The organism is Sutcliffiella deserti, from assembly GCF_020037475.1.
GTDB classification, from domain to species: domain Bacteria; phylum Bacillota; class Bacilli; order Bacillales; family Bacillaceae_I; genus Sutcliffiella_A; species Sutcliffiella_A deserti.
On record NZ_JAIQDB010000011.1, the window covers coordinates 1 to 22,639 of the forward strand.

A 22,639-nucleotide genomic window follows, 5' to 3' on the forward strand; every position below is an offset into this window, starting at 1 on the left:
TCCCAAACCAAGTGCTCTACCAAGCTGAGCTACTCCCCGTTCAATCTATATAGTGGCGCGCCCGAGAGGACTCGAACCCCTAACCTTTTGATCCGTAGTCAAACGCTCTATCCAATTGAGCTACGGGCGCTAAATTAAGTTTTTATTCAATGCGCCGTTTCTTGGCGACTTAACTATAATACCAGGTAGAGAACTTAATGTCAATACTTTATTTAAGTAATTTTTATCGATGCGGCCGAGAAGAGTCGAACTTCCACGGGGTTGCCCCCACTAGGCCCTCAACCTAGCGCGTCTGCCATTCCGCCACGACCGCAAATAAAAGGCTGGAAATATGGTGCGGGTGAAGGGACTCGAACCCCCACGTCAAAGACACTAGATCCTAAGTCTAGCGCGTCTGCCAATCCCGCCACACCCGCATATAAAGGAAAATAAAAATGGCTGGGCTAGCTGGATTCGAACCAACGCATGACGGAGTCAAAGTCCGTTGCCTTACCGCTTGGCTATAGCCCATTAAATATACTTCATCTATATAGCTTCTTTTGAGTATGCCGCATAAGCTTACTCCCCAGAGAGAATTTCTGGAATCAAAGCCACTCTGGTGGAGGATGACGGGATCGAACCGCCGACCCCCTGCTTGTAAGGCAGGTGCTCTCCCAGCTGAGCTAATCCTCCAGGGATAGAAATGGGAGGCAGAACTTAATCGTTCTGCTTCCCACTTAGTAGTGACCCGTACGGGATTCGAACCCGTGTTACCGCCGTGAAAGGGCGGTGTCTTAACCGCTTGACCAACGGGCCGTAAATTATGGCGGAGAAGGAGGGATTTGAACCCTCGCGCCGCTTGCGCGACCTACACCCTTAGCAGGGGCGCCTCTTCAGCCACTTGAGTACTTCCCCATAATTGGCTCCACCAGTAGGATTCGAACCTACGACCCTTCGGTTAACAGCCGAATGCTCTACCGCTGAGCTATGGTGGATTAATAAAACATAAAATATTAGCGGTTTTTTAAAACTGAGCTATCGTGAAATAGCAATACCGACTGCTTTAATATTAATAAGCTTGTGTCAAAAAGTCAAGTGTTTTTAAAAATGCACAAGATAATATTTTGTTTTTTGCTCTGTGTAAAACAACGGCTTAAATAAAATATCATAAAAATAACTTAGCTGTCAATACGAGCAGTTGTTTCTTTTAGTTTCCCTCTACATTTTCCGCAGCGATACTTCGTTGTATTCACCTTTCTTACTCTTTTATATAAAAAATGACAGTCAACACATATATAGTAACGATATTTACGAGGAGCGCTTCTTGTATTATCTAACGAAGAACAAAATCTAGGGGCACCCACCTGTTTTAAGAGAACCCTAAACTCTTGATCTCCATGCTTATATCCTCTCCCCTGTTGATGGAGATGATAATGACAAAGCTCATGCTTAATAATTCCTACAAGTTCGTCCATTCCGAAAGCATCAAAGTATTTTTTGTTTATCTCTATATTGCCTGAAGAGGTTAGATATCTGCCACCAGTCGTTTTCAGGCGTGGGTTAAATGTACTTTTATGTGTAAAAGGGAGCTGAAAATAGGTCAAGGAGGTCTCTTCTATTAATCTTTGCAGTTGATAATCATCCATTATTGCCACGTCCTTTCAGGTCGAACCTTCCCAATTATAATGCATAAACTAGGTATTAATAAATGAAAACTTCGCCTATCTAAGAACAAAAGGAGGTAAGCCGTATGCCCTCTTGGTTTAAAAAGCAAATACAACGAGCCTATCTTGAGAAAGACAGGTATCAAATTAAGATGTTAAATCAATGTTGGTTTTTTTATAATAAAAAGAACGGGTAACTTAAAGGTTTTTTTCTTACACTTAGATAAAAACCGGACTCTATTATAAGAGTCCGGTTCATGCATACTTAATGTTAAGGTGGTGATGTTAAACTTCCTGCTTTTCTGGTGTTAGCATTGTTAGGGACACTCGTCCTTTGTTTACTTCGATACCTTCCACCCAAACTGTTACGATGTCTCCTACTGAAACAACGTCAAGGGGGTGTTTTACAAAGCGGTTGCTAAGTTTAGAAATATGGACTAAGCCATCTTGTTTAACTCCGATATCAACAAAAGCTCCAAAGTCCACAACATTTCGTACTGTACCCTCTAGTTCCATTCCCTTTTTTAAATCCTCCATTCGCAGGACATCTTGCTTTAGCAATGGTGATGGCATATTATCGCGCGGGTCACGTTCAGGACGGATCAGTGATTGGATAATATCTTGCAAGGTGATGTTTCCAATACTTAGATTCTCGGAAACTTCTTCTACGTTAACATCTTTTAATAGCTGTTGTAGCCTTTCGGATCCTATTTCTTTCTCGGAGGAGCCTAGTTGCTTAAGTAACTTTTTTACATCTGGATATGTTTCTGGGTGAATGTCTGTACGATCTAGCGGTTGTTTTCCATCATTGATACGTAGAAAACCAATGCACTGTTCGTACGTTTTCGCCCCTAATCTTGGAATACCTTTTAACTCGGAGCGACTGGTGAATTTACCTTGTTCGTCCCGTTTTTTTACGATATTCGTTGCGACAGTTTTTGATAAACCAGCAACATATTGAAGAAGTGAAGTGGAGGCTGTGTTTACATTCACCCCTACTTGGTTTACTACCGTTTCTACTACAAAGTTTAACGATTCCGCTAACCTTTTTTGGGCTACATCATGCTGATACTGTCCAACTCCTACTGATTTTGGGTCTATTTTTACAAGTTCCGCTAAAGGATCTTGCAATCGTCGTGCGATGGAAACGGCACTTCTTTCCTCTACCTGGAGTGTCGGAAACTCTTCTCTAGCTAGATCTGATGCAGAATAAACACTTGCGCCAGCTTCATTGACAATTAAGTATGAAATAGCTTCTCCTGATTGCTGAATCACTTCTGCAATTAGTTGTTCTGTTTCTCTTGAAGCTGTCCCATTACCGACAGCCACTACTTCAATCTTGTGTGTTTTAAGAACGTCAAGTAAAGTCTTTATGGCTTCTGCTCGCTTATTCACAGGGGCGTGCGGATAGATTACTCCTATATAGAGAACCTTGCCGGTTTCATCAACAACAGAAAGCTTACATCCCGTGCGATAGGCGGGATCTACCCCAAGAACTATTTTCCCTTTAAGTGGCGGCTGAAGAAGAAGATTACGTAAATTCTCTGAGAAAATATGAATAGCTTGTTCTTCCGCTTTTTCCGTTAACTCTTTTCGGACTTCACGCTCAATGGCCGGTTCGATAAGGCGTTTATAACTATCCTCTATCGATTCTTTTACTAAGGGAGTGGATTGTGACTGCTCTTTTTTTATTAATTGTCTATTAAGGTATGATACCACTTGTTCTATAGGAGCCTTAATTGCGACTCGGAGAATGCCTTCTTTTTCTCCACGATTAACTGCAAGTATTCTGTGCGGCAATATTTTATTGACCGGCTCCTCATACTCATAGTACATCGCAAATACCTGTTTTTCGTCTTTTTCTTCATCTTTTACAATTGATACGACACGCCCATGCTTGAAGGTAAGGGTTCTAATATATTGGCGAAAGGTTGCCTCGTCCGAGATCGTTTCCGCGATAATGTCCTTGGCTCCCTCCAATACTTCCTCTATTGTAGCGACTTCCTTCTCTTCTGATAGAAACTCCTGTGCCTTTTGCTCTAGAGAGGGAGCAGCAGGGAAACTCATAAGCCAGGTCGCCATCGGTTCTAGTCCTTTTTCTTTCGCTACTGTCGCTTTGGTCCTTCTCTTTTGCTTATACGGACGATAGATGTCTTCAACTTGCTGAAGTTTCGTTGATTTAATAAGGCTTGCTCGAAGCTCCTCTGTCAACTTTCCTTGTTCTTCTATTAATCGAATAACTTCTTCTTTTCTATTTTCGAGGTTCTGTATGTATTGCCACTTTTCCATAATTGCTCTGATTTGCACTTCATCCAAGGAACCAGTTTGTTCTTTACGGTACCTGGCGATAAAAGGAACAGTATTCCCCTCTTCTAACAGCGAGATCACCTTTTTCGCCTGTGCTTTTGTCACTTCTACCTCTCTTGTGAGCAGATTAACTAATTCTAAATTTTTTTCAGTCCATTCCACATTCTTTGCCTCCCAACATATATTCCCTCTTCCATTTTATCAAAGTTTACGATAAAAAAGAAAAAGACCAACAACAATTGTTGTTCGTCCCAATAATGACTATTTTATTTCGCCTGAAATGATTGTTACGTCATCCAAACCTTCTGATGTATAGGTGGATGCAATTTCTTGCAAGGATGATGCGGAAGGAATATCCTTAATGTACTTTCTAACAGAAGGAATATTCAATCCATCAGAGTAAACAAAAAACTTCATATTTGGAGTAAAAGGAAAACGATGAGTTTTTATTTTTTGAGGTTTCCCTGATAAATAGCCTTTGACCGGGAGAGGATAGATTAGCTTTTCAGACGGAGGATAAAGAAAGAAACGGATATTCCCTACACAACTGTATACAACCTCTTGTAGGTCGTAACTTACCTTAAACACAGATACAGCAGCTCCACGCTTATTCTTCATCGCATCGTTACATGCATTCATAATCTCTGAAACATCTGCTTTTTCATGATGCTTGGCAGCAGAAATCGCTGCTTGAGATGCCTCATTTGCAAACTCTCCACTGCCTAAGCCATCTGCTAAGACGCATAAAAAATAATCATCTGTCGCACTAACATAATAGCTATCCCCACAGAAATATTTATTGTTTTTGGAAGCTTGGAAAGCATTTACGGTTGCCTTAACATGTTGAAATTTTTCAATCATGAAAAAATCTCCGCACTCGAGTTATCAGCCAAAAATGCTTTCTTCAATTTCGTTAAGGCTTTTCTTTGAAGCCTTGACACATGCATCTGGGAAATCCCCAACTTTTCACCAGTTTCTTTCTGGCTCATATTATGAAAGAAAGTACATTCAATAATCTGTTTTTCTCTCTCTGAAAGTACATGCAACACTTTTTGCAGAAGTTGTTGTTGATCGACTTGTTCAAAGCCTGCATCTTTACTTCCAACGATATCTAAAATCGTTACAGTGCTTCCATCCGAATCAGCTTCGATTGCATTATCCACCGATAAAGCTTGGTAATTCTGACTCATTTCCATCGCTTCCAATACTTCCTCTTCCGTCACTTCTAGAAAGTCAGCAATTTCATATACTTTCGGTGAACGCTGAAGTTCATTGGTAAGCTCTTCAACCGCCGATTTTATTTTAGGTCCAATTTCTTTGATTCTTCGAGGCACATGAACACTCCATGTCTTGTCCCTTAAAAATCTTTTAATTTCCCCTATAATAGTCGGCACAGCAAAAGCCTCAAAGCTCCTGCCAAAACTTGCATCAAAACGTTTCATTGCACCAAGCAATCCAATCATCCCGACTTGAGATAGGTCTTCATGGAAGGATTTCCCTCTCGAGTACTTACGAGCGATGGATTCGACCAGTGCAGTATAATGCTCGACTAATTGCGCTTGCGATGTCTCACAGTTTTCCTGCTGATATCGTTCTAATAGCAAATTTACGTCCGGTTTACTGGACGGAGATTGATTCTGCATCCCTTTCCACCTGCTCTCCTTGTACATACTTTGTCATGAAGACGGTAACGCCTTGATTGCTATGAACTTTAACATCATCCATCAGCGTTTGGATTAAGAATAATCCGAGCCCTCCTTCTGGCAAAGTTTCCACTGGTTGTGTTTCGGTGTATGGACCAAGGTCCTCTTTCACCTTTTCAAAGTCAAAGCTTTTCCCATTATCCGCTACAACCAACTCAAGACGATCTTGATAGATTCCGAAACCAATCCTAATATTTCCTTCTTCATCCTGCTTATAAGCATGTTCAACAGCGTTCGTGCATGCTTCACTTAAAGCTATCTTCATATCTTCTATTTCATCATAAGAAAATCCGATACGATTTGCCACTCCGGATAAAGTAAGTCGAATAATACTTACATATTCAGCCTTAGCCGGAAAAGCCATTTCTATATAATCATAAGCCCGGTTCATTGTTCCCCCACCTTTAGTGAACTTATTTAATTTCCATTATTCCTGCTAACCCAGTTATATCAAATAATCTTTTAAGTCGATCCGAAAGTCCTATTAGTCGAAACGCACCATTGTTTGCCTTGACGGTTTTAAAGAAACCTACAAACATCCCTAATCCGGTGCTGTCCATATAATTAACATTGGATAGATCGAAAACAATCTCTCCACTGAACCCCTCTAATAAAGGTACTACACTTTCCTTAATGTTAGGAGTTGTATAGGCATCAATTTCACCCTCTAATGTCACGAGCTTCTCATTTACTTCTTCCTTTATTTGAATTTCCATATTCATTTGCTTTTCACCTCAACCATGAATTAGAATTCCATTTTCGGTCATCCTAATACTTAATACCCTCTTTTCAAACTATTAAACACTTCTTTTCAAAATAATTAATGTGAAGTCATCTCTTAATTGAAAATCCTGTATCTTATCCAAATCTCGAAACACAAGTTCCACAATAGCCTGAGGCGGTAAATGTATATAAGATCTAATTAAGTCTATAATCTTATCGACTTCAATAAATCCTTCCTCGGTTCTGCACTCTGTGACTCCATCACTGAATAGGATGACCATGTCATTAAGTTCAATCTGCTTCTCATATTGCTCATACGTAGCGTGGCGATCAATTCCGAGCACAAGCCCTCTTGCATCAAGTTCATAGAATTCATCTGTCTTTGCATCATAATAAAGCGGCGGCTCATGTCCGGCTGATGCAAAAGAAAATAGTTGTTTCGTTAGATCATACATTCCATAGAACATGGTGATGAACATACTGTCATCCACATTCTGTTCTACCACTCTATTTAAGTTACCCAATACGTAGCTCGGTGCTACTCTTGTGTCAGGTAAACTATCCATCGCATATTTAATCATCGACATACACATCGCAGCGGGAATACCTTTTCCAATTACATCCGCAATCGCTAAACTGAACGAATCATTTTCATTGTGAACAAAATGGTAATAATCCCCGTTCATGTGTCTAGCAGGCACACTTATTGCTCCTATTTCAACAGAATCCGTTTCTGGCACCTTAGTCTCCAATAGCGTCTGTTGTACATTTGCAGCAATTTCAATTTCCGTCTGAATCTCCTGTTGACGATGCCGCAAGCTTTGGTGCTCACGGTAGGCTATACCATACCCTATCATCACTTCTAATAAAATATCAAGTGAATGTAAAATATCGGGAGGTATCTCAGGGGAAAGATCTTGAAGCATTCCTTTATGGACACTAATAATCTCCTCAGGAGAAACTTTTTCAGCTAATAACCTTCTGCTGAATTCTTGTCCTTTATATAAAGCTTCCTCCGACTGGTGGTTTAAATAGGCTGATAATATCTCTCTATACTGCCCCTCTAACTCCTCATAATTCATGGGCTATCCTCCCTTTAGCGAACCCACTTTACAGCTGTGATTGTCGTGCCTTGTCCAGATTCCGAGTCTAGATGAAACGAATCCATTAATCGTTTCACTCCAGGTAATCCTGCACCCAAACCACCCGATGTGGAAAAACCATCCTGCATCACTTGTCTAACGTCCGTGATTCCAGGACCATCATCCGTAGATATTACTCTTAATCCTGTTTTTCCATATTCGCTTAATTCTTCGATACAAATTTGACCTGTACCTGCATATAAATATATATTTCTTGCCAATTCAGATATCGCAGTTGTTATCCTCGCTTGGTCGACAATACCGAACCCAAGATCTTTGGCAACGTTTCTGCCCATTTGTCGAGCAGCCACGATGTCCCACTCATTCTTTATTTTCACACAGGATTGGACAGTCATCTTTTTACTCCCCCAGTTCCTGTTGTAATTTCTCCAGACCTTTTTCTAAATCAAGCGCTGTAAAAACTTCATCCAGATGAATTCCTAGTTCAACTAGTGTAATTGCTACAGCTGGCTGAATTCCGGTTAACACCACTTTTGCACCCATCAGTTTTGACATGCTAATTACATCACCAAGTACTTTTGCTATAAAAGAGTCGATCATATCAACAGACGTCAAATCGATCACTACTCCATTTGCACCTGTTTCATGGATTCGATTTAGAAGATCTTCTTGAAATTGCAATGCTGTGTTATCATCCAATTCCCATTGGATAGAGATGAGCAGGCAGTTATGAAGCTTTAAAATTGGTATTCTCATACAGAATCCCCCGCAGTCACAATTTTTCTATTCGTTATTTCCAAAGCAGTTTCAATTCCTTTTTTCAAGGAGTTTTTCGTAATAATCTGGTCAAGGTTGATTCCTAAGTTTACGATGGTCTGAGCAATCTCTGGACGTATCCCTACCAACAGACACTTAGCACCTACTAAACGGACGGCTTCTGCCGCTTGAATGATGTGATGCGCTACCATCGTATCCACTACAGGTACACCTGTAATATCAATAAGAACTACTTCTGCACGGTGTTTAACAACCCCTTGAAGTAGATTTTCCATAATCTGTCTAGCACGTTCGGTATCAATTGTCCCAACCAGTGGCATAACAGATATTCTATCGAAAACAGGAATCAAAGGTGCAGCCAATTCCTGTAGCGCTATTTTTTGCATGGAAACCGTATGCTCCCATGTACCTGTATAAGTTTTTACAATTTCGTTATAAACCGGTCGAAGCCACTGATCAAAATCGTACATTAGTGAGACCTTCTTGGAATCTTCCGTTTCATCCGTCATTCCCTCAAACACTATTTTGCCGAACAACGAAAGACCTTCTGTAACATATAAAAGAGGCCAGCCGAAACGGACTATTTTCTCAGCAAAATCGGTAAGCTTGGTAGAAAGGTTATCTATATCCATGCTGATGTTGTTAAGAAGAAGGTTGATATATTCACGACTCGTGCTTAAATAAACCTTTTCTGAAATTGCCTTTAGTTCCTTCTTCTCTCCTATTTCATCTATTCCTTCAATCCATTGAGTGAAGATTGTTTCACGGTTTTCCTCAATGAAATTTATTATCCCTTGATTCATTCTACCGTCCCCTTTTTTTGATGTATATATTATGAATTCGACATTAAAATTAATTTTCCGCTATATATACTATAAATTTTAATCATTTTATCTGTCAAATATGTTCTATTACAATCTTGGTATATATAGGTTTATTATCCTATAAATTGTGGAAATTAAAAGAAAAGCACAAGCACTTGTGTTTTAGACTAGCGCTTGTGCTTGTATGTGCACCAATCGGGTATTAAATTAAAAAAAGCTACTCACTTTCTACTGTGAATAGCTCTTACTAACGGATCCAAAATATCAGAAGTCAATAAGTCCTAAACTTATTTGAAGCGCCTCATCCACTTTGTCCATCATTTCCTCATCTAGATGAGTTATTTTGTCGGTCAGTCTCTGTTTATCTATTGTTCGAATTTGTTCGAGCAATATAACGGAGTCACGTTCAAAACCATAACGCTTCGCATCGATCTCTACATGTGTAGGAAGTTTTGCTTTCTGAATTTGAGCAGTAATTGCAGCTACAATAACGGTCGGGCTAAAGCGATTTCCTATATCATTTTGGATGACAAGAACTGGTCGAACGCCTCCTTGCTCAGACCCAACTACCGGGGATAAATCAGCAAAATAAACGTCACCGCGTTTGACAATCAAATGATTACCCCCCGCTAACTAAGCGTTCAACCGTATGCTCCGCCTCATATTCTGCAAGAAAAGCTTCAGATGCAATGTTTAAATTAATTTTAGACATCTCCATGTAGCCACGTCTCATAGATTCGCGAATTTGACGCTTTTTTCTTTCACGAAGATACATTTTTGTTGCTTGATAAATTAATTCGTTTCGATTGCCGTTTTCTTGTTTTACCAAACCATCTAACTCCGATACTAAGTTTTGAGGTAATCGAATTAAGATTTCAGTTGTTGCGCTGGATTCAGACACAGCATACACCTCCAAGAACTACAGACACGTATATTACTATTCCATATTACATATTACCATCATTACATGAAATTGCAAAGAGATATTTGGTGAATTCCTATCTATTATCGCAACAAGAAACCTTTTTTATGCAAAGTCTTACCTTTTATTCCAATATTGGTTTGTCTTGCAAATAATTTCTCACTTCCATTATACTCTTATTTCGCAAAAACATGCGTGGTACCCTGTAACTTATCATACAGGGGATTTCATAGTTGATGGTTTCCAATTTCTCAGCAATATCATTCGAGCTTATCTGCAAATCCCCTTGCTTGCCGATTAAAGTAACCACGGTACCGAGGGGTAACTCATAAGGAAGTTTTATCATGAATTGATCCATGCAAACACGACCAACAATCGGAGCAAGTTTCCCATCCACCAGCACATTCATTCCTTGAAGCTTCCGGGTCCATCCATCTGCATATCCGACCGGAACAGTCCCAATCCACTCTTCTTTTTTCGTAGTATAGGTCGCACCATAGCTTACGCTTTCTCCTAAATCAAGTTTTTTCACATGTACTAATTTTGTACAAAGGGAAAAAGCTTCACTGAGGGGAAACGGTAAGATCGGTGTCATTTCTGGTGATGGTGTTAGACCGTACATGGCAATCCCCACTCGAACCGCATTAAAAACTCTCCCAGGAAACCTTAAGGCAGTAGCACTATTTCCGCAATGAATCATTGAAATAGGATGTAGCTGTTTAATTTCTTTCAGCAGCCCGGAAAAACGTTCAAACTGTGTTTCGATATAAGTTGATTGCAATTCATCCGCGGTCGCAAAGTGTGTATAGACACCTTCCAAACTGAACCGATCGCACGATTTGATATAAGAGACTATTTCTACAGCCTCCTTTTTCGTTCTCGCTCCAATTCGTCCCATTCCCGTATCTAATTTCAGATGCAACCTAATAGGTTGATTTTCTTTATAAACACTTTCCGCTTCTTCCAACCATTCTTTTTGGAAAACCGTTAATGTGATATTTTCTTTGGCAGCAAGACCGATATCACTCACTCTCGAAGCACCCAAAACTAAAATTGGCGCTTTTATCCCCTGCTCCCTTAAGGCAATCGCTTCATCTAGAAAAGATACTGCCAGATACTTTGCACCCGCTTCAAGCGCCACTTTCGCAACCTGTGCATCGCCATGCCCATACGCATTCGCTTTAACCACAGCAATAATGGAAACATCCTCGGTCACATACCTTTGTAACGCCTGAACATTTTCATATATACCATCAAGATCTACCTCTACCCACGTATCGCGATGAAAACTCGACATTTCCCCAAGCACTTCCTTCTCAATCATCATCCCCCTATCATACCCAAAAACCCAAAAAAACTAAAGCCAAAACCAACGATCCCCCCTCAAAACCCAAACTTCAACTACCCACCAAACCACCTACCCCAACCCAACCTAAGCGCCCCACCACAAAATCCCCCACCAACCAAAAAAGGGGTCAGGCCCCGGTCTTGAGCGCTACCAACCCCCACCATACCTTCCATGCACCAACCAAAAAGGGGTCAGGCCCCGGTCTTGAGCGCTACCACCTCCACCATTCATCCCAACCACCAACCACAAAAAAACCAAAAAAATACAGGCCCCTCATCAGAGCCTGCCACCTTCTTATCTTATTTAACCGCTGCACCTTGCACCGAACGAGCAACCATCATCATCTCATCTTGAGACAGATCCTCTGAAGCTATTGTAAAATCCATGCCTTCATAATTCCAAGTAAGAGTATTTTCCGTTAACGCACCTACCGTGAAGCCTAGATCTACCGGCTCACCACTTACAAAGGAAGATGTAGCAACATCAGAATAGCGGGCCTTTTCTTGAACTAGAGTAAAAGATCGCTCCCCAACAAAAGTGGTGACGACGCGTTTTCCATTCTCCGTAGTTACTTCCTTCTGCTCTTTAATTTCACTACCTGCTGGAATATCATTAGGGACTAGTACATTGAACACCATCTCATCTTCCTCACTCACTTGACCAGAAGTAGGAAGTCCCATTTGAGCACCTGCCATGTTTTTCTTTACATCAAATGCATCTTCATCGAAGCTTGCATCAAACTTGAAATCGGAAAACTCCACTAACACTAGAGGCTTTTTATCAGGATCCATTACCTTCACACTCACTGGTGTTAGGTCACTTTTATTTAAAGTAATTTCTTGTGTAGGCAAAAGCTTATTGTTTTGATAATTTGTTTTCGTTTCATATACATAATGCTCTTCCGTAGCCTTGAAGGTTGCGTCGGGATCATTTTTGATATCGTTAACTAGAGACTCATAAAGATAAGCTTGGCTGCTGTTCTGTGGCCATTCGCTATGAAAGCGGAAGCTTTTATTTAGAGCCGGCGTTAATACGAATACTCCTTCATCGTTACGGATGATAATTTGACTTTGATCTTTTTGAGCATTTTTCAGATTAACACGATAATACGTTGGCTTTTTATGACCAATTTGCACTTCATACACCTGTGGCTCCGCACCTGTTTGCAGCGTCATTTTCGCATTAGATTCATAGCTTTTCATTTCTTCCACTTTTTTGCCTAATGCTGCCGTTACATCTTCCTGGGATTTAGTGCCGCACCCTGCTAGAACTAGGATACTCACAATACCCACCATTAACAAAAGCCATGCTTTTCTCAATTTTTTCATCCCCTTTGCCTTAATTACATGATTACCTTAGAGAAAAAGTGAGAAGATAATAAAGTGAAATAACACCTTTTACTTGTACACCTTGTCTCCTTTCTGAATTATGTATATGAGGCAAGCCTAGGGAATATGCAGACTAGCTTTCCTTGCTTTCAATAATTACTTGAGCAATTGCATAATGCTCGCTATGAGAAATGGATAAGTGAACATTATTGGATAATGGCTTGGTGAAATACGGCTTTCCTTTTTCTGTAGTTGCAATATTCATATCTTGAAAACTTAATTCTTTGCCAATCCCTGTGCCATAGGCTTTGGAAAAGGCCTCTTTGGCAGAAAATCTTCCAGCAAGATATTCAGCTTTTCTTTTCTCACTTAGGGAGATGAATAGCACTTTTTCTTCAGGGGTCAACACTCGATCCACAAAGTTATGCTGACGATTCATTAACGCTTCGATTCGCTCTATTTCCACAATATCAATGCCAGTACCTATAATCATATAACACCCTGCCTTTCACATATAATCAAATGTATCATGATGATTTACAGGCTAGAAAGCACTGTAAAAGACTTTTAAAACACCTCGTGGTACTCTTAGATAAGAAGGAGTGAAGAACCATGTTTGTTCGAACGGAAAATTTTCGTACTTTTACAAATTTATATCCTATTATTACCACAATTGTGGCTATTCATCTACTGTTATGGTTGATTGTCCAGTTCTCTTCCTATGTTCTAAATCTTACAATAGGCTATAACTTTTCTATATTTCAAGGAGAGCTTTGGAGGCTTGTGACACCAATTTTCTTACATTCCTCTATCACTCATTTACTTTTCAACTCACTGTCGCTTGTTCTTTTCGGCCCAGGTCTTGAAAGAATGCTAGGAAAGTGGAAGTTTATACTCATCTACCTTCTGGGGGGAGTATTAGCTAATATCGCCACACTTTATTTGGCACCACTTCACTATTCCCACCTCGGAGCATCCGGAGCAATATTTGCGTTATTTGGCGTCTATCTGTATATGGTTTTCTTTCGACCTGACCTGCTTGATACAGCAAACTCTCAGATTATCCTTGTCATACTTGCCATCTCTCTTGTTATGACCTTTTTTACAGAAAACGTGAATATCTATGCACATCTATTTGGATTTCTGGCTGGTACCATCTTGGCACCATTCTTCCTTGGAAGAGGATTCTATGGCCGTTCCTTCCGCCAGATATTCCCCAATATCAATCGTTCTTCTAACCGAAGAACCAGAGGACAGTCAATTTTTTGGGCAATCCTGATTGTGCTTGTAGTACTTGGCGTAATGTCTAGGTTCTTGTAAGATTTGCAGGGTTTGCTTTACCTACGATAGACCAATTCACACTCTTAAAAAAACGCGACCTAAAAACATAATTTGGAAATTATAAACGCAGTAAAAAAGAGGTGCAGGTTGCACCTCTTTTTTTACTACTAATCGCTCGGTCTAGTGGCTTCCTTCAATATATTAACTTTCCAGGAAACTATGGTAGTGCTATCTCTAACATTATTATGGATAATATTTTTTAGCATTAACTTAATGATGCTATCATCTTTTTGAGAGGTAATGAAAGATTTGTAAATGTTTATTGGATTTGAATATGGTTCATTTGGGCATTCAATTAAACCATCAGTAGTTAAAAAGATTCGGTTTTCCCCTTTTCTTAATTCCTTGATACCCACACTATAACAAGGCACATCCTTTTCAAAAGTATTAACTTTTCCTATCCATTGATAAAATTGTCTTTGATTTAGCTGATACTGACCTAGGGTGGCTAGTTCTTCATGAAACAAATATATAACACAATCCCCGACCGAAAACCACCACACATATTTATCTTTCCTTAACACAATTAAACAAGCGGTTTCACCTTTGCAATTTTGGCAATCTCTTATAAATTCTTTAGATTGAAACATAGTTAATATCTTCTCTTCGACCCTTTTAAAAGTTTGCTGAGTTGTCTGCAAAGAAAATAAATGCCTTAATTGAGAGCTTTCCTTAGCAAATAGCTCTAAAATAATTTCAGCACTCTCAGAACTACTATGCGCATCAAGAAGGATGGTGAATTCCCAATCTTCCTTTTCATTTACCCATACCAAGCATCCGTCTTCATTCTTATATTGTCCTGCGTCCGAATTACCACCATAACGCCCTACCACAATTTGATTGAGTTGAAGAATATTTGGTTTATCAATAAAATTTGCTTGGCTCCCTACCCAGCTAAAATCTTTCATACGGTTACTCATTTCTATTTTCCTCTAGATATATTTTTATACGCATACAAAGGTCCCTGACATCTTTATTGTCACCCATAGGAGCATCTTTCCAGTCTTTAACAGCGGTTGGTCCCCAATATTCTCTAGGTGTACGCGGATAACGTGGTACTAAGTGCATATGAAGATGAGGAACAGCATCACCCATAACATATGAATAGATATGTTCAGCATTTTCGGTTTCTAAAAGTGCTTTGCTAACTCTTGCAATAATCATTCCAAACGATTTCGCTTCTTCCATATTCATATCACCAAGGGTTGGAGCATGCCTCTTTAAGTCAATCATAATATGACCTAAATAGGTTGAATCTCCATTGCTATCAATATGACCAACATAAACAAAATCGTCCTCGTAAATCATTACTCCCGAAGTTTGAATATTTCCAGAGTGCTTATTACAAATAAAACAATCATTCATAGAAATTGTCTCCTTTTTTAAATATTTCTAAAAGTATAATATAAATACAGGTGTAATGGTATAATTTTCTAGAAAAGGTTATTCCAGCTTCACCAAGACCCTCGAATGCCTGCACTCCCCTCGGATAAACGTAATATTTTGAGGGTATCAGCAGCTGCATTTAGCACCGCCATAAAAAAAGGAAGTTCAATTTATAATTAAATTGAACCTCCAACAGTACAGCTATATAAATTTGATTCATCCTCTATCCTTGCTTTTCTTCATAAGTATACCAATCGAAAATAGCGGACCCATCCTCTTTTTCCACATCCACTACCCTGAAATTTTTAAAACCTATACTCGTTTTAATTGCTGCATTTATTGTTTGTAACTCTTTACGGCTTTGAAACTTCGATTCTTTCCATTCAAAAGACTGTACCCTCTTTTTGTGAACCATAACAATCGTCTTACTTACCGTCCGATACGACAACTGGAGCTGGTTTCCTTGGACATTCCATCCTCCTGCCGTGAATTGTCCGTACGCTAAAGAGGCGGCAAACAACACCAGAATATAGGCTATAAAGCCATACGGTTGGAAGAGGTAGGCAACTGCCGAAGCAATAATTATTGCTGGCACCACAAGTTTGATTATAAAGCGCGGCAAAGCTCGTTTCGGTAAACCATGTGTTTCAGCTTGCAATTGATAAGCAGGAGTGAATTCTTGTACTAGCGCCTCCACCTCTTTTAATTTCACTAATGGAAAGAGAAGAGTGGAAAAACCTGCTTCTTTGTCTCCTGCGCTACCTGCACTTTCAACAAATACGGTAGCCAACCCAAAGGGCTGTCTTATAATATTTTGCGAAACACGAACTGCCTGAATTCTCGAAAGCGGAATTGTTAGTTGCTTTTTCTCAATGATTCCACGAGAAATCAAGAGCTCATCTCCCTGTTTTACCACTGTAAAATTTCCGTATTTGAACATCGTCATTGCTATGGAAATCAGCCAGGAGACCAGGAGTATCAGAAAGACCACCGAGGCAATAAAATAGACACTTGTTTGCAGCACCAGATCAAAACGATCCACTATATCATCGTAAGGTATAAACTGATCGAACTGAGAGGCGAAAGCAATCACTGCAGATAAAACAACTCCAATACCTCCAGAGGTTGTTCCTACAAGAAATAAGGTACTCCAAGAAACTTTATAGGTTGGCTTCTTTATATCCTCCTTTGGAAAAGCATCTTCTTCCAAGTTGCCCAGATCATGCTCTTCCCCTTCCTGTAGAGGTCTTTCTTTATACAGTAAAGCACCCCTTAAATTTTGTGCTTCCTCTTTTGTTACAGCAGTTAATACCGCTTCTGCTTCCGCTCCACCACCAGCCGTCTCCACTTGCACCTTCACAAGGCCAAAAATTCGCTGAATAATTCCCTCTGATGTATCAATCGTCTGAATTCTTTCACGTGGTATAAAGCGTCTATTTTTAATAAATACTCCACTTTCTATCCTTAATTCACTATCTTCAATCCAATAATAAAAGCGATACCACACTGCCACACCGTACCCGATGTAGGCAGTTAATAGAACTAATATGGCTCCAAAATAAAGGAATCCGAAAAAACCATCTCCTCTACTGCCAAAGAACAGGAAAACGATTGCTGGGAGGGCGATTCCCTTTAAGTTCATAAATACCGTATCTATAATTGAAGCTGGATGCAGCCGTTTTCGCTCAGACATCATCATCAGATACCCTTGCCAACTTGGATATGTAATCTCTTAATTGATCCGCTTGTTCTGCATCTAATGCCGGAATTTCATGCACAGTGGCTGCAGTTGAGATAATTACTGTCGATAAAGAATAGCGTTGCAGAATAGGTCCTTGTTTTGTATCTACATGCTGAACTCGGACCATTGGGACTAGTGTGCGTTTTTTAATGAATATCCCCCGTTGCAAGTCAATTTCATGTTCATGAACTTCAAATCTCCAACGCCTCCACTGTAAAACAGGTAAAAGAAAAACCGATACGAAAACAATAATAATAAATAATATCACCGCTACAACAAAAGCCCATGGTGGTGTAGCGAAAAATCGTTGCAAAAACCAGAAAGCACCTAACAGAACCAAGTAGAATAGAGCATTTAAGCTTGCTGATATTCTCCAAACGGAAAGTGCCTTTTTGTCAATACGTTGCTTAGGTTCTGGTCTCACTTTTCCCCCTCCTTCTCTCTCTATATATACCAAACCTCTTCTCCCTAAATAAAGACGCTTACACTTTTCTAAGTATACTATGTAGCTTAAAAATATGGAAAAGTTAAGTAATTTTAAAAGATGCTCCATCTATTTGTTCAATTTCTTCGTAATGCTTCAGATCATCCATCAGGCGAAACAATGCTTCATCTTTCTTTTTTGCCTCAATCATACAATGAATTTCCTCGACACTTCCCTTGATAGTCGATAGAAAATTAAAGAACATCTTTGGATCAATATAATCTGCATGTGCTCTGAAATTCTTTTCATCCCTTGGACTTGAGATGTGCATTTTTACAGGCAAGGGAGAGAACTTCCAGGTATTGATAACCCTGTCCCAATCATCCTCCCATTCCTCCGTTTCAAAATGAGCTAAATGATGATGATAATCGAACACAAGCGGGACATTAAGCTTTTCACAAACATATAACGAATCACGTAGGTGAAATGTTGTGTCATCATTTTCTAAAATAATCATTTCTTGTAGCGTTTGCGGAACAAGAGCAAAATTGTGAATAAACTGTTCTAACGCTAACTCCCTGTCATCATACCCACCGCCAATATGTAACACACAACGGTGCGTCGGATCCACCCCCATCCCTCGTAAAAGGGAACGATGCATACTAAGTGTTTTTATCGTTTGATTTAAAATTTCTGTCTTTTTTGAGTTCAATAATACAAAATGATCAGGGTGAAAATCCACTCTCATTGGGTTCTCTTTAATAAATTCATCAATTTCTTGCAAAATCCCTTTTAGTGGCCGCATAAATTTCCAATCCTTCAACTCTTCATGGTTTGCCAGTGGAATTAACTTGGAACTAAACCGAAAAAATCGAATGTCATTTGCAACATTATGTCGGAGCAGACGCAAACAATTTTCTAAATTGGTTACAGAGATACGTTCTAATTTCTCAATCGCTGCTTCTTTATCCTTAATTTTACTAAATTGAGCATATGTCATGGTTTTAGATGGTGAGGCATTAGTAAGTTGCATACTCATTGCCACATATCCAAGCTTTACTAGTGTCATCTTACAGACCTCCTTAATGTCTCAGTTGGAGGTAGTATGCCCATTTAAGAGAATAAGCTGAATAAAAAAAAGCAAAAGAGAAATTATCCCTTTTGCTAGTGACAGTTAAATTATACGCGTTCTTTACGAGAAGAACGTTTCATGCCTTGACGTTTAGCGCTAGACCCAGAACCTGATCCTGATCCTGAATTGCTAGGACGCTTCGACCAATTACCTTTACCTTGGCCGCCGCCTTGTTTCCCACGATTGCGGTCGCCTCCACCACGGTTTCCACCGCGATCTCCTCTTCTGTTTCCAGCAGGAGCTTCGTCAGAAAGACGAATCGGTGTTTCGTCTGGCTCTTTTGTGAACAATTTTAAAGCTGCAGATACAAGAGTGATTGCATCATGGTCTTCAAGTAATTGTTCTGCTGCACTGCGGTAGAACCCAAGGTTTTCCGCTTCTACAGCCGATGTTAGTTTTTCCATGGACATTTTTTGTTGGCCTTCTAGCGCTTCATCTAGAGTTGGAGCCTTCATACGGTCCATTTTACGTTTTGTTACTTTTTCCACATGGTGTAGGTAACTTACTTCACGCGGGCTTACGAATGTAATCGCTAAACCACTTTTACCTGCACGACCTGTACGTCCAATACGGTGAACATAGCTTTCAGGATCCTGAGGAATATCAAAGTTATACACATGTGTTACTCCAGAGATATCTAATCCACGAGCAGCAACATCTGTTGCAACTAGAACTTCAATTGCACCCTCTTTGAACTTACGAAGAACAGACATACGCTTCGCCTGAGAAAGATCACCATGGATTCCTTCTGCAGAATATCCACGTACATTCAGAGCATCAGATAATTCATCTACTCTTCTTTTTGTACGGCCAAAGATAATTGCAAGCTCAGGAGATTGAATATCCAAAAGACGCGTTAACGTATCGAATTTCTTTTTCTCTGGAACTTCTACATAAAATTGTTGGATATTTGAAACTGTAACTTCTTTCGTTTTCACTTTTACACTAACAGGCTCGCTCATGAAACGCTCTGCAATCGCGCGAATTGGTGCCGGCATTGTAGCAGAGAAAAGCAAGGTTTGTTTCTTTTCCGGAGTTTCAGCAAGGATTTTTTCAATATCCTCAATGAAGCCCATGTTTAACATTTCATCCGCTTCGTCAAGAACAACCGTATTTACACCTTGAAGACGTAAAGTCTTTCTGTTGATGTGGTCTAACAAACGACCAGGTGTTCCAACCACGATGTGAGGATTCTTTTTCAATGAACGAATTTGTCTGCTGATGTCTTGGCCACCGAAAACAGATAATACGCGTACACGTTTATGATAAGCAGCTCTGTAAATTTCTTCAGCAACTTGGATAGCTAATTCACGAGTTGGTGCGATAACAATCCCTTGAATTGAATCGTTTTTCACATCCACATTTTCTAGTAATGGTAACCCAAACGCAATAGTTTTTCCTGTTCCCGTTTGTGCTTGACCAATTACATCTTTACCTTCTAATGCAACAGGAATCGTTTCCGATTGGATTGGGGTAGCTTCTTCAAACCCCATTCTGTTGATTGACTGCATAATCTCATCTGATAAACCTAAATCTTTAAAAAACGCCAAATTATTCCTACTCCTTTATCTATACAAATTAATAAATTAGGCACGCGTCAAAGCGCTTGCCTAATCCTTATAAGTAGACATTATTAAACACATTAACTGTTATCATAACACTTTTGCTAGTAAATAGCAATAATCGTTAATGTCAACTTATAGGAGGGTGCCTTTTTTTCGTTCTCTTTCCAAAAGAACGTGTAACATACTAATACAAATTATTTTTGCTTACTACTAAGCATACGGTCCTTTTTTTCCTTTCTCAAGCATTTTGATCATTTTTTTTAGGCCTTGTTAAAGATCGCTGGTATTTACACTCTTCTTTAACAGCGCATTTCATGAAACTCAATATAGTAGTGATTATAGGAAGGCAAAATGCCCTCGCAGTTTTTTCTTCTGGGTGCTCTTGTTGTATAGTGTGCCTAAAGCTTGCTGTTCCCACAGGTTTTGGTCCGTGTAGTACTACTTTTCTCTTTTGTTTCCTTTTGTATTCCTTTAGTCTGTCTTAACTTTTATTTTACTTCCGGGACGAAAGCATTTCTATGACAAGTTTTATTGATGGATTTTTGTGCTACCCCATCAAAATCCTGTTTTTCTCTAAAACCTACTATATTAGGGGTTAAAATCCATTATTGATTTTTGAGGTTTATTGCAACAACTCTTATGACATAGTCTTATTAGCAGTGCTTCTAAACCTGCCCCCCTTTCTTTTAACTTGGCTGTGTTAAACGCCGCTGTTGATTTCCGCAAAAGACTACGCGTTCCACGGGGCGGTGCTGGAGCCTCCTCGGCTGTGCCTGCGGGGTCTCCAGCCTACCGCGGCCGGACGTGGAGTCTCCGCCTTTTGCTCCAATCATCGCTAGAATAGCGTAATTATCAACACTCAACTTTAACAGAGCCTTTAACTTAATCCTTGAACAACCTGTTCAAGTTTCATCCCGCGGGAACCTTTTACGATGAGGACATCATCTTTCTTAATGATACCAAGTAGATCTTTCACTAATTCTTCCTTATCCATATAGGATTTCACGTTTGATGAATCAAGAATTTCTTTAGCACCCTTAGCTATATCTTTCCCTAATTTTCCGTATGTGAAAACATAGTCAATCCCTTTATTTTGAATATATTTTCCGACATCATGATGAAATACCCTTTCCTGGTCGCCAAGTTCTAACATATCACCAAGCACCGCTATTTTTTTCCCATAACCTGTTAATCCACTTAGTAAATCGATTGCTGCTCGCATGGATGTCGGACTAGCATTGTAGGCATCATTAATAATTGTCCACCCTCCAGCAGCTTCCACCACTTCATTTCTCATCGCCGTAATGCTTACCTTTTCCAAGCCTTTTTTTCTGTTTTCCTCATTCACTCCAAGTAACTCTCCGACCACAATGGATGCTAAGGCATTTGTTACATTATGTGCACCAAGAACGGGAATCGTGTATACCGTTTCTTCTATTAAAAATTGTGTTCCTGTTCCTTTTAAATTTACTTCTTTCGCTACATAATCATTATCGGTGTTTAATCCAAAAGTAATGACCTCACATGCTATATCTTTGAGGTTGTTCAAAAGCAGCGGTTCATCTCCATTGATAATCAACTTTCCTCCGGTCTTTAACCCGGCTGCAATTTCCAGTTTTGCTTCTGCAATCCCTTGTCTTGAACCCAGTTCCTGCAAATGCGATTCTCCTATGTTGGTAATAATCGCTGCATCCGGTTTTGCTATATGGGATAACAATTCAATTTCTCCTCTTCCACTCATCCCCATCTCCAGAACAGCCACTTCCGTATCTTCAGTCATCGAAAGGATGGTTAATGGCAGACCAATATGGTTGTTATAATTCCCCGCTGTTTTATGTACCTTGAACGTAGTTTCCAAAAGAGAGGTCATCATATCTTTGGTTGTTGTCTTGCCGTTGCTCCCTGTTATTCCTATTACCTTCATTCCGATTTCCATACGATAGCTGCTTGCTAAATCTTGAAGTGCTTCCAACGTATCATCTACAAAAACCAGCGCTACATCAGATGGTGGTTCCGGCTGATCCTTTTGCCATAGTGAAGCAACTGCGCCTTTTTCCAAAACTGCCTGTCTAACAAATTGATGGCCGTTAAAGTTCTCACCTACTATTGGAATATAAAGCTTTCCCTTCATATCTTCCCTTGTGTCTCGGGAAACACCTTCCACCATCAAATCATTATACGTGGGCAATATACTTTCTCCTTTTGCCATCTCTTGTATCTCTTTTAACGTTCTTCTAATCATTACTATCCACTCTCCTAGATCTTATTGGCCTACTTTTCCAAAGAGAAGGGGCTGACATTCCCGGTGTTAGCTCCCTGAAATGTCATCCCCTGTCTGTTCTTCAAAGCTATTTTCACATTGATTGCTACTC

General features: G+C 39.8%; 24 protein-coding genes and 8 tRNA genes. 2 read left to right on the top strand and 30 right to left on the bottom strand.

Annotated features, from left to right (window positions below; genetic code table 11):
* Window positions 1–53: 53 nt before the first annotated feature.
* The 9 genes from K9B36_RS14635 to K9B36_RS14675 all read right to left on the bottom strand — a co-directional run bounded on the left by K9B36_RS14635 (window position 54) and on the right by K9B36_RS14675 (window position 1,625).
* A tRNA-Arg gene (locus tag K9B36_RS14635) sits at window positions 54–130 on the bottom strand.
* Between the two features lie 100 nt (window positions 131–230).
* Window positions 231–313 (bottom strand) — tRNA-Leu (locus tag K9B36_RS14640).
* Between the two features lie 19 nt (window positions 314–332).
* Window positions 333–416: transfer RNA gene (locus K9B36_RS14645), tRNA-Leu, on the bottom strand.
* A gap of 19 nt (window positions 417–435) precedes the next feature.
* Window positions 436–510: transfer RNA gene (locus tag K9B36_RS14650), tRNA-Gln, on the bottom strand.
* Window positions 511–596: 86 nt separating this feature from the next.
* Window positions 597–672, bottom strand: a tRNA-Val gene (locus tag K9B36_RS14655).
* A gap of 51 nt (window positions 673–723) precedes the next feature.
* Window positions 724–795 (bottom strand) — tRNA-Glu (locus K9B36_RS14660).
* A gap of 8 nt (window positions 796–803) precedes the next feature.
* Window positions 804–894 (bottom strand) — tRNA-Ser (locus K9B36_RS14665).
* A 5-nt stretch (window positions 895–899) separates the two neighbouring features.
* A tRNA-Asn gene (locus tag K9B36_RS14670) sits at window positions 900–974 on the bottom strand.
* 183 nt (window positions 975–1,157) lie between these two features.
* On the bottom strand, window positions 1,158–1,625 hold the full coding sequence (locus K9B36_RS14675) for a SprT family protein (protein ID WP_223703062.1): 468 nt from the start codon (window positions 1,623–1,625) through the stop codon (window positions 1,158–1,160).
* 104 nt (window positions 1,626–1,729) lie between these two features.
* On the opposite strand from K9B36_RS14675, the gene cmpA reads away from it, so the two are divergent.
* A complete protein-coding gene (gene cmpA / locus K9B36_RS14680; protein WP_223703063.1) occupies window positions 1,730–1,840 on the top strand; it encodes a cortex morphogenetic protein CmpA in 111 nt (36 codons plus the stop codon).
* Window positions 1,841–1,928: 88 nt separating this feature from the next.
* Here the strand turns inward: cmpA and K9B36_RS14685 are convergent, their stop codons facing one another.
* From K9B36_RS14685 to acpS, 14 genes are all read right to left on the bottom strand, one after another.
* Window positions 1,929–4,112 carry a Tex family protein gene (locus K9B36_RS14685; protein ID WP_223703064.1) on the bottom strand — a complete coding sequence of 728 codons (2,184 nt, stop codon included), beginning with the start codon at window positions 4,110–4,112 and terminating at the stop codon, window positions 1,929–1,931.
* Window positions 4,113–4,211: 99 nt separating this feature from the next.
* Window positions 4,212–4,811 (bottom strand): PP2C family serine/threonine-protein phosphatase, encoded by a 600-nt coding sequence (locus K9B36_RS14690; protein WP_223703065.1) that lies wholly within the window; start codon window positions 4,809–4,811, stop codon window positions 4,212–4,214.
* Window positions 4,808–5,593, bottom strand: coding sequence for an RNA polymerase sigma factor SigB (gene sigB / locus K9B36_RS14695; protein WP_223703066.1), 786 nt, complete (start codon window positions 5,591–5,593; stop codon window positions 4,808–4,810). Before sigB ends, K9B36_RS14690 begins: the two co-directional genes overlap by 4 nt.
* The gene (gene rsbW, locus K9B36_RS14700; RefSeq protein ID WP_223703067.1) at window positions 5,568–6,044 is read right to left on the bottom strand and encodes an anti-sigma B factor RsbW; all 477 of its coding nucleotides are present in this window, start codon (window positions 6,042–6,044) and stop codon (window positions 5,568–5,570) included. Before rsbW ends, sigB begins: the two co-directional genes overlap by 26 nt.
* 22 nt (window positions 6,045–6,066) lie before the next feature.
* A complete protein-coding gene (locus tag K9B36_RS14705; RefSeq protein ID WP_223703068.1) occupies window positions 6,067–6,375 on the bottom strand; it encodes an STAS domain-containing protein in 309 nt (102 codons plus the stop codon).
* Between the two features lie 75 nt (window positions 6,376–6,450).
* Complete coding sequence (locus K9B36_RS14710) at window positions 6,451–7,458, bottom strand: PP2C family protein-serine/threonine phosphatase (RefSeq protein ID WP_223703069.1); 1,008 nt, start codon at window positions 7,456–7,458, stop codon at window positions 6,451–6,453.
* 14 nt (window positions 7,459–7,472) lie between these two features.
* Window positions 7,473–7,874: an anti-sigma regulatory factor gene (locus tag K9B36_RS14715; RefSeq protein ID WP_223703070.1), complete on the bottom strand. Its 402-nt coding sequence runs from the start codon at window positions 7,872–7,874 to the stop codon at window positions 7,473–7,475.
* 4 nt (window positions 7,875–7,878) lie between these two features.
* Window positions 7,879–8,235, bottom strand: a complete 357-nt coding sequence (locus tag K9B36_RS14720) for an STAS domain-containing protein (protein WP_223703071.1) — start codon at window positions 8,233–8,235, stop codon at window positions 7,879–7,881.
* The gene (locus K9B36_RS14725; protein WP_223703072.1) at window positions 8,232–9,059 is read right to left on the bottom strand and encodes an RsbT co-antagonist protein RsbRA; all 828 of its coding nucleotides are present in this window, start codon (window positions 9,057–9,059) and stop codon (window positions 8,232–8,234) included. The genes K9B36_RS14720 and K9B36_RS14725 overlap by 4 nt, the downstream gene beginning before the upstream one ends.
* Before the next feature lie 285 nt (window positions 9,060–9,344).
* Window positions 9,345–9,695, bottom strand: a complete 351-nt coding sequence (ndoA, locus tag K9B36_RS14730; RefSeq protein WP_010195163.1) for a type II toxin-antitoxin system endoribonuclease NdoA — start codon at window positions 9,693–9,695, stop codon at window positions 9,345–9,347.
* 4 nt (window positions 9,696–9,699) lie between these two features.
* Window positions 9,700–9,981, bottom strand: a complete 282-nt coding sequence (locus K9B36_RS14735) for a CopG family ribbon-helix-helix protein (protein ID WP_078382395.1) — start codon at window positions 9,979–9,981, stop codon at window positions 9,700–9,702.
* A gap of 145 nt (window positions 9,982–10,126) precedes the next feature.
* The gene (gene alr, locus K9B36_RS14740; RefSeq protein ID WP_223703157.1) at window positions 10,127–11,299 is read right to left on the bottom strand and encodes an alanine racemase; all 1,173 of its coding nucleotides are present in this window, start codon (window positions 11,297–11,299) and stop codon (window positions 10,127–10,129) included.
* Between the two features lie 350 nt (window positions 11,300–11,649).
* Window positions 11,650–12,669 (bottom strand): outer membrane lipoprotein-sorting protein, encoded by a 1,020-nt coding sequence (locus tag K9B36_RS14745; protein ID WP_223703073.1) that lies wholly within the window; start codon window positions 12,667–12,669, stop codon window positions 11,650–11,652.
* A gap of 142 nt (window positions 12,670–12,811) precedes the next feature.
* Complete coding sequence (gene acpS, locus K9B36_RS14750) at window positions 12,812–13,171, bottom strand: holo-ACP synthase (RefSeq protein WP_223703075.1); 360 nt, start codon at window positions 13,169–13,171, stop codon at window positions 12,812–12,814.
* Window positions 13,172–13,290: 119 nt separating this feature from the next.
* On the opposite strand from acpS, the gene K9B36_RS14755 reads away from it, so the two are divergent.
* Window positions 13,291–13,998, top strand: a complete 708-nt coding sequence (locus K9B36_RS14755) for a rhomboid family intramembrane serine protease (RefSeq protein ID WP_223703077.1) — start codon at window positions 13,291–13,293, stop codon at window positions 13,996–13,998.
* Between the two features lie 128 nt (window positions 13,999–14,126).
* Here K9B36_RS14755 and K9B36_RS14760 read toward each other — a convergent pair whose 3' ends face one another.
* The 7 genes from K9B36_RS14760 to K9B36_RS14790 all read right to left on the bottom strand — a co-directional run bounded on the left by K9B36_RS14760 (window position 14,127) and on the right by K9B36_RS14790 (window position 22,509).
* Window positions 14,127–14,939, bottom strand: coding sequence for a protein phosphatase 2C domain-containing protein (locus K9B36_RS14760; RefSeq protein ID WP_223703078.1), 813 nt, complete (start codon window positions 14,937–14,939; stop codon window positions 14,127–14,129).
* Complete coding sequence (locus tag K9B36_RS14765; RefSeq protein ID WP_223703079.1) at window positions 14,932–15,384, bottom strand: HIT family protein; 453 nt, start codon at window positions 15,382–15,384, stop codon at window positions 14,932–14,934. Before K9B36_RS14765 ends, K9B36_RS14760 begins: the two co-directional genes overlap by 8 nt.
* Before the next feature lie 244 nt (window positions 15,385–15,628).
* Window positions 15,629–17,104, bottom strand: a complete 1,476-nt coding sequence (locus tag K9B36_RS14770; RefSeq protein WP_223703080.1) for a PH domain-containing protein — start codon at window positions 17,102–17,104, stop codon at window positions 15,629–15,631.
* On the bottom strand, window positions 17,091–17,570 hold the full coding sequence (locus tag K9B36_RS14775; protein ID WP_223703081.1) for a PH domain-containing protein: 480 nt from the start codon (window positions 17,568–17,570) through the stop codon (window positions 17,091–17,093). The genes K9B36_RS14770 and K9B36_RS14775 overlap by 14 nt, the downstream gene beginning before the upstream one ends.
* Before the next feature lie 103 nt (window positions 17,571–17,673).
* Window positions 17,674–18,639 carry a UV DNA damage repair endonuclease UvsE gene (gene uvsE / locus K9B36_RS14780; RefSeq protein WP_223703082.1) on the bottom strand — a complete coding sequence of 322 codons (966 nt, stop codon included), beginning with the start codon at window positions 18,637–18,639 and terminating at the stop codon, window positions 17,674–17,676.
* A gap of 110 nt (window positions 18,640–18,749) precedes the next feature.
* Window positions 18,750–20,252 (bottom strand): DEAD/DEAH box helicase, encoded by a 1,503-nt coding sequence (locus tag K9B36_RS14785; RefSeq protein WP_317889881.1) that lies wholly within the window; start codon window positions 20,250–20,252, stop codon window positions 18,750–18,752.
* A gap of 892 nt (window positions 20,253–21,144) precedes the next feature.
* Window positions 21,145–22,509 (bottom strand): UDP-N-acetylmuramoyl-tripeptide--D-alanyl-D-alanine ligase, encoded by a 1,365-nt coding sequence (locus K9B36_RS14790; protein WP_223703083.1) that lies wholly within the window; start codon window positions 22,507–22,509, stop codon window positions 21,145–21,147.
* Window positions 22,510–22,639 lie beyond the last annotated feature (130 nt).